Genomic DNA, 16511 nt, shown 5'->3' with positions numbered 1-16511 from the left:
CCCTATGACTCAAAATGGACAATTAGAACCGCCTCCAGAAACCTTTTTCTCACCACTGTTGGAATTACGAGACTATTATGCTCGCCTTACAGAAGAGTATGAACGCCTCTTTGTGCAGGCGCGATCGCAGCTAGATCATGTAGAAGCGTTGTTGTCTAACTGGTCTTCTTCTGATACCAACAAGCAGATATCAAGATTAACGGCGGCTGATGAAACCTCAAATCTTTCTGGGGAAAGTTCTCTGCGGTTTTTATCACCCCTTGATGACATCGACAAAATCAACTTGGTGGAGTCTTTAGAGTTAGTAGAAAAAGACTCAGATCGGGTTGAGATAAATAATTCTTTTTCTGCTGTTGATACAAAAGAGAGTCAATCTCAAACGACATCAACAGATCCAAAGATCGCTCCAGAGAACAACGATAGTTCAACGAAGGTAGTGGAAATTCCGATGCTACCTCAGTATCAGCACGCTATCTCGCGAATGGAAGCCATAAAACAGCTATTGCAAGAACAGATAGGTACTGTTTGTCATATCGATTTTATCGTGCGATCGCTTTATGGAGAGTTAGATTCCAATCTATTCAAAGTAGTTAAAGGTAGAGTGCAATCTTCCCTCACCCAAGGCAGAGAAAGGAATTACTGGGTAACTATTCCCGATGAGCCAGGTTGTTATACTTTGGATTTAAGTTTAGTAGCCCCAAGTAATCGCAATGGTGCTTCTAGGAATATCAAGAACAAAAATAAGAAGCCTTTCGTTCCTCCGACAAAAACAGTACCGATGCTCAAAGCCTTTGAGGGCCAATTTTTAATTGATGCCCTCACCTCTCTGTTAAAACAAAATCCAGGTAAAATTTTCAGCGTGGCTGAAGTCATCACCGGAATTTATGGAGAACTAGATTCTCAGCAAATTAGAGAGATCAAAAATAAGGTGCTGAATGAACTATCTAGAGGCTATCGTACAGGTAGATTTGCTAGGGTTCCTAATCAAATCGGCTTCTATACTTGGGACTCAAATCTGATATTGAAGGGGAGTTCTCGTTAAATTGGGGATTGGGGATTGGGGATTGGGGATTGGGCATTGGGCATTGTTATACTGCCCCTCTGCTCCTCTGCCCCTCTGCCTGTTCCCCACCTATCCCAAAAACAGCTTGTATGCCGGATTCTTATTCTCATCCCAATAGCGATAGCCCAGGTTATCGAGAAAAGCTTGCCACTCTTGCATTTCGTGGGGGGGAACCTGGATACCAACAACGATTCGTCCGTAGTCTGAGCCGTTGTTGCGGTAGTGAAAAAGACTAATATTCCAGTCGGGACTCATGGAAGTAACAAATTTCATCAATGCGCCGGGACGTTCGGGAAACTCAAAACGGTAGAGCAATTCATTGTTAGCCAGGGGAGAGTGTCCACCCACCATGTGCCGCAGATGTAGTTTAGTTAGCTCATCGTCCGTTAAATCAAGGGTTTCAAATCCATGAGCTTCAAAGATTTCTACCATCTTGACAGCATCAGCACGGTTTTGAATTTGCACGCCGACAAAAATATGGGCTGTTTTTTCGTCGGCAATGCGATAATTAAACTCCGTTAGATTGCGGTTGCCGATACATTCACAAAACTGGCGAATACTTCCCCGTTCCTCTGGAATTGTGACTGCAAAGATTGCTTCGCGGCGTTCGCCTAACTCTGCGCGTTCTGCGACAAAGCGGAGGCGATCGAAATTCATGTTTGCACCACAGGCAACAGCAATTAAAGTTTGTCCCTCGATTTGTTCTCTTTCGGCGTAGGCTTTGGCGGCTGCGATCGCTAATGCACCAGCTGGTTCTAAAATGGATCGCGTATCCTCAAACACGTCTTTGATCGCAGCGCAAGTATCATCTGTACCCACCAAAATAATTTCATCTACATACTGCTGACATAAACGGAAGGTTTCTTCACCTACTTCCCGCACCGCTACGCCATCAGCAAATAACCCCACTTGGGACAAGCGTACCCGATGTCCAGCTTTAAGTGATTGGGACATCGCATCAGCATCTACTGGTTCAACACCAATAATTTTGATTTCGGGACGCAACCGTTTTACATAAGCCCCGATACCAGAAATTAATCCGCCGCCGCCAATTGCCACAAAAATTGCATGGATGGGTTGCTGATATTGCCGTAAAATTTCCATCCCAATTGTTCCTTGTCCAGCAATTACATGGGGATCGTCAAAGGGATGAATAAAAGTCAATCCTTTTTCTATTTCTAATTCACGGGCATAGCTATAAGCATCGTCATAAGTGTTTCCATGTAACACCACTGCTGTGCCCCTCATTCTCACCGCATCTACCTTCACTTGGGGTGTGGTTACTGGCATGACGATAATCGCTCTGGTTCCCAAACGATTGGCTGCCAGGGCGACTCCCTGAGCATGGTTTCCCGCAGATGCGGCAATTACACCCTGCGCCAATATATCTGGGGGCAGTTGCACCATTTTGTTATAAGCACCCCGCAGTTTAAAGGAAAATACTGACTGCATATCCTCACGTTTCAACAGGAGTTGATTATTCAGCCGCGCAGACAAATTTTGAGCATAATCGAGTGGTGTTTCCTGGGCAACATCATATACACGGGCAGTCAGGATTTGGATGAGGTAGTCGCAAAACATGGGCGTCAAGGTGTTAGCAAATGTTGGATGGAAACTAATTTTACGTTACAAGCGATCGCACTGGTTTTATTGATTTGTTCTCTCTCGAAATTTTGAGCGAACAAAATCTAAAAATTATCAATTAATATTCTTTGAAGATAAATTAAGTTCAGTAATGAAAATTTTTTGATTGCTGCATATTTCATGCGATCGTTGCTAGGTTGATTTGAAACTAGTTTTGCCAACTATCTGAGTACTTAGATCGACAGATTAAGTATAGTGTTACTTAAAAACATAACTTCTCCATTTATGTTAAAGTATGCATGGAAGATGAAATTCGGCTGTACAGTTTGTTTTTATATATATTTGTATTACAGACCTCTCCGGATCTAAATCTCTACACCCTCTGATTCTGGAGACATTCTATGTCAATTTACGTCGGCAATCTATCTTATGAGGTTAAAGAAGATGACCTCCGGCAAGTCTTTGCAGAATATGGAACTGTAAAAAATGTTCAATTGCCTGTCGATCGAGAAACAGGTCGGATGAGAGGTTTCGGGTTTGTGGAATTGGAATCAGACGCACAAGAACAAGCGGCAATTGATGCCCTTGATAAAGCTGAATGGATGGGTCGAAGCTTAAAAGTTAATAAAGCCAAACCCAAAACAGAGGGCGGTTCCTCTGGTGGTAGACGAGGAAACTATGGTGGTGGTGGTGGTGGCCGCTATTAAGGTCTAAAACCAAAAATTTAACTCTCAGGTCTTAAGGGGCAGACAAGGAGTCTGCCTTTTTTGTGCTTCGGTTAAACGAAGAAAAACAGAGAGAAAAATTATTTTCTACAACCTCCTGCCTCCGACCTCCTACTTCCAACCTCCTGCCCCCTGCCCCCTGCCTCCTGCCTTTCTTTAATAAATGATTTCTGCTATATATGCCTGATAATTAATAAGACAATCTACAAATAGCAAAGATGCAGACTCTCCAAAAACTCTCACTCCCAAGCATGGGCTGCGGTACTTGGGCTTGGGGCAACCAACTGCTTTGGGGATATGACGAAAGTATGGATGAGCAGTTGCAAGCCGTCTTTAACCTTTGTGTAAGCAACGGTGTAACTTTATTTGATACAGGTGATTCTTACGGAACGGGGAAATTGAATGGTCGCAGCGAGTTGCTTCTGGGACGATTCAACCGAGAATATGTAGGTTCAGGCAAAGAAAATATTTGTATTGCGACTAAGCTTGCTGCTTATCCGTGGAGATGGACGCGTCAATCAATGGTAAAGGCTTGCCAGTCATCTGCTCAACGCCTGGGAAAAAATGTTGATTTGGTACAGATGCATTGGTCAACAGCAAACTATGCTCCTTGGCAAGAAGAAGGACTTTTAGATGGTCTTGCCGATTTGTATGAGCAAAGACTGGTTAAGGGCGTGGGATTATCCAATTATGGGCCGAAACGGCTGATGCGAGTGCAGAAAAAATTCGCCCAACGAGGCGTTCCGATTACAAGTTTGCAAGTTCAATACTCTCTGTTGTCTACCTATCCTGTCACCCAACTCCAGCTCAAAGACCTTTGTGATGAATTGGATATTAAATTGATTGCCTACAGCCCTCTAGCTTTGGGACTACTAACAGGAAAATACTCTGAGCAAGGCCCTTTGCCTAAAGGCATTCGAGGTCTGTTATTTAAGCAAATATTATCAGGAATGGCAAGAGGCAAAGCGGCTTCTGCTGGTAAATCGCTTTTGGAATGTTTGCAAGAGGTGGCACAATTCAGAAACAAAACTATGTCACAAGTAGCAATTAATTGGTGCATCTGTAAAGGAACTATTCCCATCCCTGGAGCAAAGAGCGTGGAACAAGCGAAAGAGAATCTTGGGGCGTTGGGTTGGCAATTAAACGCTGGTGAGATTGCAGAGTTGGATAAGGCGGCGGCGAATGCAGACAAAAAAATGGTACAAAATATCTTTCAAACGAAGTGAAATTTCAATGTCGCTGAATTTGAAAAGTCTTAAATGTAACGATAGCGCCAGCAATATCAACGAAAATCGTAGTGGTGGTAACTAAACTCGTTATTTTACTAACAAATTGGTAATATTGTAACAAAAATAATCATGTTTGTCACAAAAATCGTAGTGGTGGTAACTAAACTGGTTATTTAAGTAACTTAAAGCGCGATGTTAGTAGCGATGTTTAGTAACGGCAACTGATTTCAATTCCAAAAACTTAGATATCACAGGCAATAAATTGAGAAAGTAATGCTCTTTAATAAAATACACATACTTAAGACAGGATTATGATACTTGAAACTGCGGCGATCGCTGTTGGCACTATAATAGCTACCAAAGCCTTAGAAAAAACCACTGAAAAGCTAACAGAAACTTTAGTGGATAAGACTGGCAAGTTTATCGTCACCCTCAAAAAGCAGTCTCCCCAGACTGTAGTTGCTATAGAGAAAGCATCAGAGGAACCACTTGATTATGGCAAGGCTGTACTAGAGGTTGAATCGGCTGCTAAAGCTAATCCGGAAGTGGCTCAAGCTATGCAGGAATTGGCCGCAGCAGCTAAAGCAGAACCAAATCCTAAATTGGCTGAAATTCTGGCTATGCCTAACCTGGAAAAATTAGCAGATAAAATTGGTCAGGTAGTAATGCCAGGTGGGACAGGAAATATTCAAAATCAATCCTTTTAAGTCATTTATCGTGTTACCTAACCCCAGCCCCTTCCCTACAAGGAAAGGGGAGCAAAATTCAAAGCCTCTCAACCTTTCCGAGAGAAGTTTGGAGAGAGGTCTTTCAGTTTTTGTGAACAGTAAGATTTAACTATGTATGCCTGAAGACTCTGGCAAGTTTGCCGACAAAGTTGGCGCTTTCGCCGCCCCTGGTTCTCAAGTTAACATTGGCACTCAAATTATTGAGGGACAGAAACAGCTAACTCCCACAAAATATATTCCTTATCGCGGTTCTCTTCATTTCGTCGGGCGAGAAACGGAACTGACAATACTGCATGAAGACTTGCAGCGAGGATATTATGTAGCATTAGCGGGAATGGGTGGCGTGGGCAAAACTGAATTAGCTACCCAATACGCCAGACGATACGAACAAGATTATGGCGGGATTGCCTGGTTTAACGACAGAGAAACCAATCTCGCCGCCGAAGTTTTAGAGTTTTTTCAGTTGCAGTTTGGTTTGGAGATTCCCCAAGAATTAGGAGGAAGACTTTTAAGCCTTAAAGAACAAGTCGCCTGGTGTTGGTCTAAATATCCTAACTCTGAGTTACCGATTTTAATCGTCTTCGATGACGTAACTGATTTAGACAACCTCCGCCAAGTTGTTCCTGATGATAACCGCTTCCAAGTCTTAATTACTACTCGACTGCGACATTTAGATCCAAATTTTATTCAAGAGATTTCCTTAGATGTTCTCTCGCCCCAAAAAGAACCAGGCAAAGCCTTAGAACTGTTAAAACGACTTTTGGGGGAAAAAGATAAGCGAGTTGAAAACCAACCACAAACTGCAACAAGTATATGTGAATGTCTGGAATATTTGCCTTTGGGGATAGAGTTAGTTGGAGGTTATTTGGTACGCGACCCGGAAATATCTTTAGATATCATGTTTGGGCGATTGCAAAAACGTAAATTAGCAGAGTCAGCTTTACAAAACCGGGAAACTCTCAACTCGACTCAACTGGGAGTCAGAGCCGCCTTTGCTTTAACTTGGGAAGAACTCGACCCACTAGCGCAACAACTAGGAAAATTTTTGAGTTTATTTTCTCCTGCACTGATTCTTTGGGATTTAGTTATTTGGGTGGCGACAGGAGGTCGAGGGGAAGCAGAAAATCAGGAACAAAGACAGCTAACTTGGTCAGAAGATGAATTAAACAAAGCTAAAAAGCAACTCTACGGGCGCAACTTGCTGCAACTGGTAGAAGAAAGAGAAAGATATTATAAAATTCATGCCTTAGTGCGGTGGTTTTTGCAAGAGCAGTTAGTAAATACTGGCAAAACCAAATCAGTTTTAGAAACAACCTTCGCCAGTGCGATGATAGCCGTTGCCCAAATACTTACCGATTCACCAACTTCTGAAGAGATTGGATTTTTCAGTTATTTTGTTTCCCATCTTGAAGACCTGGGAGAACGTTTAATTGCAGAGATAAAGGAAGCAGAAGAGGCACAGTTAATTACTCTAGCATCAGTCTCCAATGATGAGGTAATTTGGGTATTTGTAGGGATAGGAAGATTTTACAAAGGACAAGGATTATATAAATTAGCAGAACCCTGGTATAAACAATGCGTAAATGTTTGCCAAGCTTTATTTGTTGGCGACCATACTAATATGGCTACTAGCTTAAACAATTTAGCAGCATTTTATAAAAGCCAAGGACAGTACAGCCAAGCCGAACTCTTCTACACTCAAGCCTTGGAGATGAGAAAGCGGCTGTTTCAGGACGACCATCCTGATGTGGCACAAAGCTTGAATAATTTAGCAGGACTCTACTATAGCCAAGGGCGCTACAGGGAAACTGAACCCCTCTACACTCAAGCCTTAGAGATGAGAAAGCGGCTGTTTCATGACGATCATCCCGATGTGGCACAAAGCTTGAATAATTTAGCAGCATTCTATAAAAGCCAAGGGCGGTACAAGGAAACTGAACCCCTCTACACTCAAGCCTTAGAAATGAGAAAGCGGCTGTTTAATGATGACCATCCCGATGTGGCTAATAGCTTGAATAATTTAGCAGGATTTTACTATAGTCAAGAGCGGTACAGGGAAACCGAACCCCTCTACACCCAAGCCTTAGAAATGAGAAAGCGGCTGTTTAATGGCGATCATCCCGATGTAGCTACTAGCTTGAACAATTTAGCAGCACTCTACGATATCCAAAGGCAGTACAGCGAAGCCGAACCTCTCTACATTAAAGCCCTGGAAATGTGCGATCGCATTTTAGGCGTTAATCATCCTTTGACAGCAACAATTCGAAAAAATCTAACAATCCTGCAACGCCAGTCTACTCCCCGTGCTATCTGGAAACGTCAGTTAGGTCAGTTTGTCCAAATCTTAAAAGCAATATTAATTTTACCCTTTTCTCTGTTGTGGCGATTGACTAAAAAATTAATTCGTAATTAAAAGAGCGAGTCCAGGCGATAGAGTTTGCTGCAATCTAGTAGTTTTGAGCGTTCGTCGTACCCCTTCGAGGAAGCAAGCTACGCGTAGCGTCTCGTAGAGAAGACATTGCCGTTGGTAAAGCCTCTCGTTCGCGTTAGCGTCTCTGAAAGAGAAGAGAAGGCATCACTATTTTCTCATCAACACAAATAAATGTGTGAACATAGACTGTGGTAAGCGATCGCCTTTTACAATTGGAGTATTAATTGTATTTACATATATGAACTTTCCTCCCCAACTCCAACAAAAGATTGAAAAATGGGCAAGTAATCAGGGAATTTCGACTGAGCAGTTGATTTTGCAAGCTATTACAGAAAAAATTGATACGCTGAGTCAACAAATCACTGAAGAACATACTCAACAAAACTCTGAGATAGCTAATATACTGCCCCTTAACCAACCAAACATTTATCGAAAAGAAGGGATTTTAGTTGTAGAGGCAGAATTACCAGAAAACTTTGATGTTAATGCTTTTATAGATGAGTTGAGAGAAGAACGCATTCAAAATCAAATCTTCTAAGTTCTACGTTTCTATCTCAGATACATTCAAACCTGTTAATCTCGCTACCTGTTCTATTGGCATCCCAGACTCAAGTAAGTTGCGTGCAGTTTGCAATAACTGCGATTCTGCTTTGTCTGCCCTTTGGCGTTCCTTTTCTTCAGGAGTTGGTAGTAATTCTCCTGCCACATTTGCCCAGCGTAACCAAGTAGCATCAATACCTTTATAACTTCCCTGCCACAACTGCAATCCTAACCCTAAAGATTGGCTCACTAACTGATTTTGAGCATTGACTGCAATAGGTTGATAAGCTCCTTTTTCATTAGAGAAACCAGCCAAATCATCAGGGTTAAAAGGGTCATACCAGAAATATTCTGGTACACGCATTTTATTTTGATAAATCAGCTTTTTCTCATTTTTATCTGCTTGGGCTGTGCTGTCAGAAAGCAATTCAATGACTACATCTGGTGCTTTCTCCTCTTCCCAAACCACCCAACTGCGACGTTCTCCTTTCGGGACTCCCAACACAGCAAAAAAGTCTGGCCCTTTAAAGTCTTTGTTTCGTACTTGGGCCAGACTGTAGTAAACAAACATATTACCGCCGATAAACCCATCCTCTCGTTCTTCTAACCAAGGTATCAGAGCATCTATCAGCAAATCCATCTGGGTTTTGTGTCGTGCGCTTTCCATCGGGATACCGTCATCGTATGGTAATTCTGCTTGGGTGGGTGGGAGTTGAATATCTGGTGCAGCTAGGGTGGTTTCTGACATAGCTTTTCACCTTGGGGGTAAGCGTAGCGGGTATTTTTATGTTAAGCGATCGCAGAAATTTCAGTTAATTTGCGTTCGACAGTTTTTTAATTTGCCCAGTAAAGTATGCTTCTTCATGTTTGAGTTGTTGCGCCAGTTTTAACCCTTGTTGAAAAGCTGTTAATGCTTGAGGAAATTCTTTGCGTTCTAGATACAATTGCCCAATTTGGTCATAAGCTTGCATCATTCCGTAAAAGTTGGCGGCTTGCGCCTGTATCTGCACCAGAATTTCGCTAGCCTGCAAAGCCTCTTCTGTTTGTCCTTGGGAACGATACAACGCAATTAACTTTTGCAAAGCATCAGCAGCCCGAACGTATTCTTTTAATTGCCAAGCAGTGGTATAAGCTTCTTGATAATTATTAAAAGCTTCTAGCAGTAAATTAGGATCTTTCTTAGCTAGAGATTCGTAATCTGAAGCGATCGCTAGCTTTAATTCTAGTATTTCTGTAAGCTTATTTTCATTGGCATAAATTTCTACTAGTTTGTTAAGTACATTTAATGACTGCTGCGGTTGGTTTGTCTGCTCGTAAATATAAGCCAATTGTTGCAGATATGTTACTTCATTTACGCGATCGCCAAGGGATGTAGCGAAACTCAACAATTCCTCATAGATTGGTGCAGCTTTGCGATAATCAAACCAACTCAAATGCAGTTCTCCAATTGTTTTGAGGGTTTCTAATACTGCTGTCTGGTCTTGTTGTTGTCGCACTACTAGCAAAACTTGGTTGTAAGCTTCTATAGCTAGTTTAGACAATCGCACATTTTTGTAAGCTTCACCTAGCGCTCGCCACAATTCTAGATCGATTGGGGCAGCTTTTTTCTGAGATTGGGCTTGTTTTTGAATTGCTTGCAATCGTTCCGTTATATATTGTACTTCTTGTCCGTCGTTTAGCTTCCAAGCGATCGCGCCAACTCTTGATAATGCTTGCACTTCTGCTAATGAACCTAAAAAGCGCCGCAAACGTAATTCTCGGTTCCAAATTTCAAACGCCGCCACCTGTTCGCCTGCTTGCAGTTTCGCCGCCGCTTCTTGATTTAGGGCATCTAACGCTGGTTCTAACTTTTGCCGTTCTTGGGGAGTTAACGGCTGTTTATCCTTGGGCGATCGCGGTGACAGTGGATCGGGTGTGGTAATCTCTAGAGGGCTGGGAGGAAATTCATCGGGTGGTTTCGGCGGTTTACTCGCTGCCAGTGTTAAAGAATTGCTAAAGAGTATAGTGGCAGTAGCGATCGCAATTAAGTGCCTGAGCATGAGTACTTTACTTTGCCTTGAGTGATTTGCATGAGATAATTAACAATTATCCCCATGCCTATTATTGACTAACTATTCTCCTGCTTTTCTCCAGGTTTACAAGAAAAGCCTACCTAAGAGCAATCTGGCTTCACCACACAGAGAAAAGATAGTGTGCGGATTTTGCCAAAATAAATGCTTAACGAGTTCTAGTTATTAGGTACAAGATGTAAAGTTTCACTTGTACTGAAGCAGCTAATTTTCTCCAATCAGAGCACCTATCCTAGATATATTTTAAAAATTACGATAAAAATTGCGATCGCAGCCAGGATTTTTGAGCCAGGGGAGTGTCAAAATAATCCTAGATCGTATTTAAGTAACTAGTCAATCGTTTTGTAATGACTCATTCTACTGATATCGCCACCTTAGCTCGCTGGATGGCAGCTGACTTTAGCAATCAAGAACAAGCTTTTGAAAATCCGCCTTTTTATGCTCATATCCGCGTCTGTATACGTCCCCTTCCCTTAGAATTGTTCTCAGGGGTAAGTTTGTTTCTCGAACAAGCTTATGATTTTGCGCTCAATCAACCCTACCGGATGCGGGTAATGAAGTTAATTCCGGCAGAAAACCACATTGCGATTGAACACTACACCGTTAAACAAGAAGAGAAATTTTACGGTGCATCTCGCGAACCCGAACGCCTCAAAGAGTTGTCTCTTGACCAATTGGAAAAAATGCCAGGTTGCAACATGATTGTAGAGTGGACAGGTAAAAGCTTCAAAGGCAGAGTTGAACCTGGTAAAGGCTGCATAGTGTTTCGCGACGGCAAAAATACTTATCTGGATAACGAATTTGAGATTGACGCTAAAGAATTTTTCAGCCTCGACAGGGGAAGAGATTTAGACACCGATGAACGTCTCTGGGGTTCTATCGCTGGGCCATTTCACTTTCTGCGCTGGGGTAATTTTGCCGATGAAGTAAAGGTGTAACAAGTTAGGAGTGAGGAGTTACAAATCTCTTTAATCAGCTAAGATTTGTTTGTGCTGCGATCGACTTACAATCAAAATTTTCTCGCGATCGCCTAAAGCCTACCAAAAACATCCAGTTAACCTACTATCTCTAGCTCAAAATCCTATGCTATCATGGTTTAACTAGCGTCCTATGACTGCTAAATAGCTGCTAAGATACCTTAGCAACATAAAAGTAGTTCAGGGAATCTTGCTGTGGCGGCATAGCCAAGTGGTAAGGCAGAGGTCTGCAAAACCTCCACCCCCGGTTCAAATCCGGGTGCCGCCTTTAAAGAAATATAAGCATTACAGGGTTTTCAAGCCCTTTTTTATTGGGCGTTAAAAGCTTGTTTTCAAAGCCTTTAGAGATTTTTGGGGTTATTTTGGGTAGTTTGGGTAAAGAACTGGGGTAAAAATGTAAGGTAGAGGTTTTTACCCCAATAAGTATTTCTGGGGTAAAACTGGGGTAAAGCGAAAGGATAAAGGTCTTTACCCCAGTTAATTACCCTTATGGAATCTCAAAAATCTCAAAGTATTGCCCGTCGGGGTTCAGTATAGATTAAGAACTCTAACGGCAGCCTCCAATTAGTTTTTTATCGTCCTATTATTACTCCGACTGGAGAGCTAAAAACCAAGCGTTTCTATCTTTCAACAAGGCACGACGATACACCTTTTGGAAGACATCAAGCATCGGCTTTGGCGACAAAAATCCAGAGAGATATTGACTATGGAGAGTTTGATGCCAGTTTAGTTAAGTACAAACCAGCAGCGTCATTAAGCACCGTTACCCCAATTACACCTTCACCTAAACCCCAACCAGACTTGGGAGAATTATGGGAAAAATACACTGAATTTAAAAAACCACAGGTTAGTCCTTCTACTTATGCAGTTGACTACCGCAAGTATCGCAATCACATTGCTAAGTTAGCAACTAAAACTTTAGATGATGCGATCGCAATTCGAGACTATTTACTTGCAAATCTCAGTGCTAATGCAGCTAAACGTACTTTGACAAATATAAATGCTTGCTGTGATTGGGCACTTAAAAGTCAGCTAATTGAATCCAATCCCTTTCAAAGTATGGCAAAAGATATTCAAATGCCGAAGTCGGAATCGGCAGAATATGAAATCAATCCCTTTACTAAGGAAGAACGGGATAGCATAATTCAAGCGTTCGAGGAGAGTAAACTCTACAGCTACTATGCTCCTTTAGTAAAATTATTATTTTTTACTGGGTGCAGACCATCAGAAGCGATCGCTCTACAATGGAAGCATATCAGTGATAAATACTAAAAAGTCGAATCCGCAAAAAACTGGAGCAGTTTGATTGTTTACGAGACGCCATTGAAGATGTCTTGCATTTTGCGTCCTAACCATCTTGGCGCTTGCTATAGTATCCTTGGAAAGGATATAGTATTAATTAAGACTAATCAATTACTAGTACAGCACGGCAGAAATAAACATACCCTTCGGGTGACGCTCCTGCGTCGCTAACGCTACGCTAACACCAGTCGCCTGCGGAGGAAACCCTCCCGCAGCGCTGGTTTACCATTTCAAATAGCGCAAAAGCGCAAAGATAAGAGTTTTAAACAGCGCTAAAAACTCTTTTTCTTATACCCTAATACCCATTTTCAAGCGAAATGAACAATTTTCATCAATATGGAAAAGGAGATGCAACTCATAACAGCGAGAATCAGCAATACACCTCCTTAGTAGAACAACTTGATTTGATGATTCGGGCACGGTATCCCTTACTGTATGTGATTTCCGTTGAAGAAGAACCTGTGGAAGAAGTGTTGCAGCAAGTTGCATTGCGTTCTGTGCCCAAACGACAGCTTTTATTTTGGGATATTGTCCGGGGTTGGAGTGATAATGGTGCAGATAAAGGTTCGGTGATGGCGGCGTTAGGGCGAATTGGCAAAGCTGATGCCCAAACACCTGCGATGTTTGTACTGCGGGATTTGCATCCATTTGTGAAAAATCCGACGACTGAGAAAAATGCCCCAATTGTGCGAGAGTTGCGAAACTTGACGCGGGAGTTAAAGCGATCGCGTAAAATTATCATCACTACTAGCCATACTTTAGAACTTCCCGACGAGTTACTGCAAGAAGTGACAGTAGTCGATTTTCCCTTACCTAGCGTTAGCGAAATAGATAATTTAATCCAACAGTTAGTAGTACCAGATAAATTAAATGTTTCTGGTTTGGCGCGAGAACAGTTAGTTAAAGCCTGTCAAGGTTTAAGCCGCACCCGAATTTCGAGAGTATTGGCAAAAGCTTTAGCTGCCAAACAGCAAGTAAATGAGTCTGATATTGACGGCGTATTAGAAGAGAAAAAGCAAGCAATCCGGCAAACTGGAATTCTAGAATTTTTCACACCACAAGAATCACTCAAACGAGTTGGTGGATTAGATCAACTCAAACAATGGGTACTCATGCGCCAAGATGCTTTTACCGAAGAAGCCAGACGCTACGGTATTCCTAACCCGAAAGGGATGTTACTTGTGGGCATTCAAGGAACAGGTAAATCTCTCTCAGCCAAGACAATTGCCCATGAATGGCGCTTACCTTTATTAAGATTAGATTCTGGGCGTTTATTTGGTGGGATTGTCGGCGAAAGTGAAAGCCGGGTACGCCAAATGATTCAGTTAACTGAAGCAATGGCACCCTGCGTTTTGTGGATTGATGAAATCGATAAAGCCTTTGGCAATATTACCAGTAGCATTGACGGAGATTCGGGGACATCCCGCCGCGTGTTTGGCAGTTTGATTACCTGGATGCAGGAGAAAACTGCGAGTGTGTTTATTGTCGCCACGGCAAATAATGTCAAAATATTACCAGCCGAGTTGTTGCGAAAAGGAAGATTTGATGAAATTTTCTTTTTGAATTTACCTACAGAAACCGAACGCCAAGAGATTTTTAAAGTGCATTTGCAACGGTTACGCCCGAATCGGCTGCGAGAATTTAACTTAGCTTTGTTAGCTAAACAGAGTCTCAATTTTAGCGGTGCGGAAATTGAGCAGGTAATCGTTGATGCCATGCACCAAGCATTTTCCACAAGAATTGAGGGACAGCGCCGAGACTTTAATACAGAGGATATTTTACAGGCTGTAGCGCAGACAGTGCCACTAGCTGCGATCGCGCATGAACAAATTGAAGCATTAAAGCAATGGGCAGCACAAGCCGGTGCCAGAACCGCCTCCAATGATGTGCTGTTAGTAGAAGAATTAAAACAATACTCAGCCGAACAAGGAATAGGCCCTTTAGAAGTCGATTAAAATAGAAAAAATACGTGTTTCCTACGCCTCGTTTTTTAATCCAAAATCGTTCGACTGAGCGAAGTCGAAGTCCAAAATCTCAAATCCAAAATTGGTATTATGTCTCATTTCACAACTATCAAAGTCCAAATCAAACACGGTGAAATTCTGCATCAAGTTTTGCAAGAATTAAACTATCAAGTTGAATGCAACACGAATGTACGCGGATATCGAGGCGATACGACTCAAGCCGAGTATGTAATTCGCCAGAACAATGGTTATGATTTAGGTTTTCGCCGCAGTGGTGAAAATTACGAAATAGTTGCAGACTTTTGGGGAGCAAAAATTAATCAACAGCAGTTTGTTAACTCCATCAGCCAAAAATATGCTCATAAAACCTTGATGGCAACAGTGCAAGAACAAGGCTTTAATGTGGAGGACGAAGAAGTTTTAGAAGATGGAACAGTGCGAGTATTGGTAGGGCGTTGGGTGTAAATAAGTGCCTGGGCTGGGCATCTTTCCCAGCCTAGATATTTAACCTCTTGCAAAAGTCCTAATTACGAATTATGAATTACGAATTAGTATTAGTCTGGCATACTCCAAATTTTAATAGTTTTATCGATACTCGCGCTAACAACAGTTTTTCCATCAGGACTCACAGCAATAGACATAACATTAGCTGAATGCCCTTCTAAGTCCTGAATTTCTTCACCTGTAAGCAAATTCCAAATTTTAATAATGCCATTATTTAAAGCTCCAAAGAAAGCTTCACCATCTTTGCTAACAGATATTGAGTGAATCTTATTATTTGCTTCTAGAGTAAGTGTATAAATTTTCTCTCTTTTTTCTATATCCCAAACATCAACCTGATTTTCTCCTCCAGCAATAGCAATTGTTCCATCTGGACTGATAGCAACACAAGAAAGTCCTGGTACATAATTATTTAAACCCAATGTTTCGTTTCCTAGAGTTGTAATTTGTTGTCTTTGCTTCCAATTCCAAATTTTGATTGCCCTATCAATAGCACTACCACTAATCAAAATCTTCTCATCAATACTAAGGGAAACCTTAACAGTATTCATTCCCCAAACGTAACAAGGATGCTCTCCCAAAACATCATATTTTCCTGAATGGGGTTGTTCCCAAACATAAATCAATTTATCTTGACTACCACTAATTAAAGTGCCATCAGGAGCAACAGCAAGAGATAAAACAGCATCAAAATGCCCTTTAAGTATACGAATCTCTTGCTTTTTTTGTAAATCCCAAATTTTTATTTCATTCCAATTATTGCTATACAAAGTTTTTCCATCTGGACTGAACGCAAGGGCATAAGGAGATGATAAATCTTCACCTAATGTGGAAATTAATTGGCTGGTTTGAAGATTCCATAATTTGATAGTTTTATCATGGCTTCCACTAGCTATAGTTTCTCCATCGGGACTAAATGCTATTCCATATACATCAGATGTATGTCCTGTTAAAGTAGTTAAACATTCAAAAAACTTATAATGGTATGGATTGAAAGCTCCAATAACCTGTTCAAGACCAGCTTCTTTTCTTTTATGTAATAACTTATATGCTACCGCTTTTAACTGCACTGATTCATTCTGTAAACTTTGAATGACTAACTCTAAGCCTGTATCACCATAGTTGATAGCTTCAGTAAGTGCAGCCATTTTTGCTTCTAAATTATTACTTAAAAGACGACGCTTAACGCCTTCGATTCCGCCTAGAACTACACCGGAAACTGGAGGTGGTGCTTGTCCACCAAGTACAGCATCATATTCTCGTGGTTGATTGGGATTCTCTAACATCATTCTCTTCCTCGACACTAATACCAGTGTTCCCAATTAAGGAAATGCGATCGCACTTACAGCATATTCGGAGCTTATGAGGTACAGTAGCAGCAATTTGTAAACCAATTTT

General features: G+C 41.6%; 14 protein-coding genes and 1 tRNA gene. 11 read left to right on the top strand and 4 right to left on the bottom strand.

What is annotated here, in order from left to right:
* Nucleotides 1–4: 4 nt before the first annotated feature.
* Nucleotides 5–1042 carry a hypothetical protein gene (locus RMZ95_RS26660; RefSeq protein WP_322682168.1) on the top strand — a complete coding sequence of 346 codons (1038 nt, stop codon included), beginning with the start codon at nt 5–7 and terminating at the stop codon, nt 1040–1042.
* 90 nt (nt 1043–1132) lie between these two features.
* On the opposite strand, the gene ilvA is transcribed toward RMZ95_RS26660, so the two are convergent.
* Nucleotides 1133–2644 carry a threonine ammonia-lyase, biosynthetic gene (ilvA, locus tag RMZ95_RS26655; protein ID WP_322682167.1) on the bottom strand — a complete coding sequence of 504 codons (1512 nt, stop codon included), beginning with the start codon at nt 2642–2644 and terminating at the stop codon, nt 1133–1135.
* Nucleotides 2645–3048: 404 nt separating this feature from the next.
* On the opposite strand from ilvA, the gene RMZ95_RS26650 reads away from it, so the two are divergent.
* The 5 genes from RMZ95_RS26650 (at nt 3049) to RMZ95_RS26630 (ending at nt 8298) form a co-directional block, all read left to right on the top strand.
* Nucleotides 3049–3354, top strand: coding sequence for an RNA-binding protein (locus RMZ95_RS26650; protein WP_322672960.1), 306 nt, complete (start codon nt 3049–3051; stop codon nt 3352–3354).
* A 236-nt stretch (nt 3355–3590) separates the two neighbouring features.
* The gene (locus tag RMZ95_RS26645; RefSeq protein WP_322682166.1) at nt 3591–4598 is read left to right on the top strand and encodes an aldo/keto reductase; all 1008 of its coding nucleotides are present in this window, start codon (nt 3591–3593) and stop codon (nt 4596–4598) included.
* 314 nt (nt 4599–4912) lie between these two features.
* Entirely contained in the window at nt 4913–5308 is a 396-nt protein-coding gene (locus RMZ95_RS26640) for a hypothetical protein (RefSeq protein WP_409883880.1), read from the top strand.
* Between the two features lie 136 nt (nt 5309–5444).
* Nucleotides 5445–7742, top strand: a complete 2298-nt coding sequence (locus RMZ95_RS26635; protein WP_322682165.1) for a tetratricopeptide repeat protein — start codon at nt 5445–5447, stop codon at nt 7740–7742.
* Nucleotides 7743–7935: 193 nt separating this feature from the next.
* The gene (locus tag RMZ95_RS26630) at nt 7936–8298 is read left to right on the top strand and encodes a hypothetical protein (protein ID WP_322682164.1); all 363 of its coding nucleotides are present in this window, start codon (nt 7936–7938) and stop codon (nt 8296–8298) included.
* Nucleotides 8299–8301: 3 nt separating this feature from the next.
* Here the strand turns inward: RMZ95_RS26630 and RMZ95_RS26625 are convergent, their stop codons facing one another.
* Together RMZ95_RS26625 and RMZ95_RS26620 are read right to left on the bottom strand one after the other, a co-directional pair.
* On the bottom strand, nt 8302–9048 hold the full coding sequence (locus RMZ95_RS26625) for a Uma2 family endonuclease (protein ID WP_322682163.1): 747 nt from the start codon (nt 9046–9048) through the stop codon (nt 8302–8304).
* Nucleotides 9049–9112: 64 nt separating this feature from the next.
* Nucleotides 9113–10339: a hypothetical protein gene (locus tag RMZ95_RS26620; protein ID WP_322682162.1), complete on the bottom strand. Its 1227-nt coding sequence runs from the start codon at nt 10337–10339 to the stop codon at nt 9113–9115.
* A gap of 377 nt (nt 10340–10716) precedes the next feature.
* Between RMZ95_RS26620 and RMZ95_RS26615 the strand changes: the two genes are divergently transcribed.
* The 5 genes from RMZ95_RS26615 to RMZ95_RS26595 all read left to right on the top strand — a co-directional run bounded on the left by RMZ95_RS26615 (nt 10717) and on the right by RMZ95_RS26595 (nt 15077).
* Nucleotides 10717–11307: a chromophore lyase CpcT/CpeT gene (locus tag RMZ95_RS26615; RefSeq protein WP_322672965.1), complete on the top strand. Its 591-nt coding sequence runs from the start codon at nt 10717–10719 to the stop codon at nt 11305–11307.
* Nucleotides 11308–11543: 236 nt separating this feature from the next.
* Nucleotides 11544–11614: transfer RNA gene (locus RMZ95_RS26610), tRNA-Cys, on the top strand.
* Between the two features lie 407 nt (nt 11615–12021).
* The gene (locus RMZ95_RS26605) at nt 12022–12618 is read left to right on the top strand and encodes a hypothetical protein (RefSeq protein WP_322682161.1); all 597 of its coding nucleotides are present in this window, start codon (nt 12022–12024) and stop codon (nt 12616–12618) included.
* Nucleotides 12619–12965: 347 nt separating this feature from the next.
* Nucleotides 12966–14603, top strand: a complete 1638-nt coding sequence (locus RMZ95_RS26600; RefSeq protein ID WP_322682160.1) for an AAA family ATPase — start codon at nt 12966–12968, stop codon at nt 14601–14603.
* A 99-nt stretch (nt 14604–14702) separates the two neighbouring features.
* The gene (locus RMZ95_RS26595; protein WP_322682159.1) at nt 14703–15077 is read left to right on the top strand and encodes a DUF1257 domain-containing protein; all 375 of its coding nucleotides are present in this window, start codon (nt 14703–14705) and stop codon (nt 15075–15077) included.
* A gap of 89 nt (nt 15078–15166) precedes the next feature.
* On the opposite strand, the gene RMZ95_RS26590 is transcribed toward RMZ95_RS26595, so the two are convergent.
* On the bottom strand, nt 15167–16402 hold the full coding sequence (locus RMZ95_RS26590; RefSeq protein ID WP_322682158.1) for a WD40 repeat domain-containing protein: 1236 nt from the start codon (nt 16400–16402) through the stop codon (nt 15167–15169).
* Nucleotides 16403–16511 lie beyond the last annotated feature (109 nt).

The organism is Nostoc sp. DedQUE07 (assembly GCF_034530975.2).
Lineage (GTDB): Bacteria > Cyanobacteriota > Cyanobacteriia > Cyanobacteriales > Nostocaceae > Nostoc.
The sequence above is the reverse complement of the archived record's forward strand: the minus strand, read 5'-3'. Positions and strand labels throughout refer to the sequence as shown.

Bases quoted from the DNA above. Each gene is read 5' to 3' on its own strand.
- RMZ95_RS26590 (WP_322682158.1), bottom strand. From the start codon at position 16,402: ATGATGTTAGAGAATCCCAATCAACCACGAGAATATGATGCTGTACTT.
- RMZ95_RS26660 (WP_322682168.1), top strand. From the start codon at position 5: ATGACTCAAAATGGACAATTAGAACCGCCTCCAGAAACCTTTTTCTCA.
- ilvA (WP_322682167.1), bottom strand. From the start codon at position 2,644: ATGTTTTGCGACTACCTCATCCAAATCCTGACTGCCCGTGTATATGAT.
- RMZ95_RS26620 (WP_322682162.1), bottom strand. From the start codon at position 10,339: ATGCTCAGGCACTTAATTGCGATCGCTACTGCCACTATACTCTTTAGC.
- RMZ95_RS26615 (WP_322672965.1), top strand. From the start codon at position 10,717: ATGACTCATTCTACTGATATCGCCACCTTAGCTCGCTGGATGGCAGCT.
- RMZ95_RS26635 (WP_322682165.1), top strand. From the start codon at position 5,445: ATGCCTGAAGACTCTGGCAAGTTTGCCGACAAAGTTGGCGCTTTCGCC.
- RMZ95_RS26625 (WP_322682163.1), bottom strand. From the start codon at position 9,048: ATGTCAGAAACCACCCTAGCTGCACCAGATATTCAACTCCCACCCACC.
- RMZ95_RS26640 (WP_409883880.1), top strand. From the start codon at position 4,913: ATGATACTTGAAACTGCGGCGATCGCTGTTGGCACTATAATAGCTACC.
- RMZ95_RS26600 (WP_322682160.1), top strand. From the start codon at position 12,966: ATGAACAATTTTCATCAATATGGAAAAGGAGATGCAACTCATAACAGC.
- RMZ95_RS26595 (WP_322682159.1), top strand. From the start codon at position 14,703: ATGTCTCATTTCACAACTATCAAAGTCCAAATCAAACACGGTGAAATT.
- RMZ95_RS26650 (WP_322672960.1), top strand. From the start codon at position 3,049: ATGTCAATTTACGTCGGCAATCTATCTTATGAGGTTAAAGAAGATGAC.
- RMZ95_RS26645 (WP_322682166.1), top strand. From the start codon at position 3,591: ATGCAGACTCTCCAAAAACTCTCACTCCCAAGCATGGGCTGCGGTACT.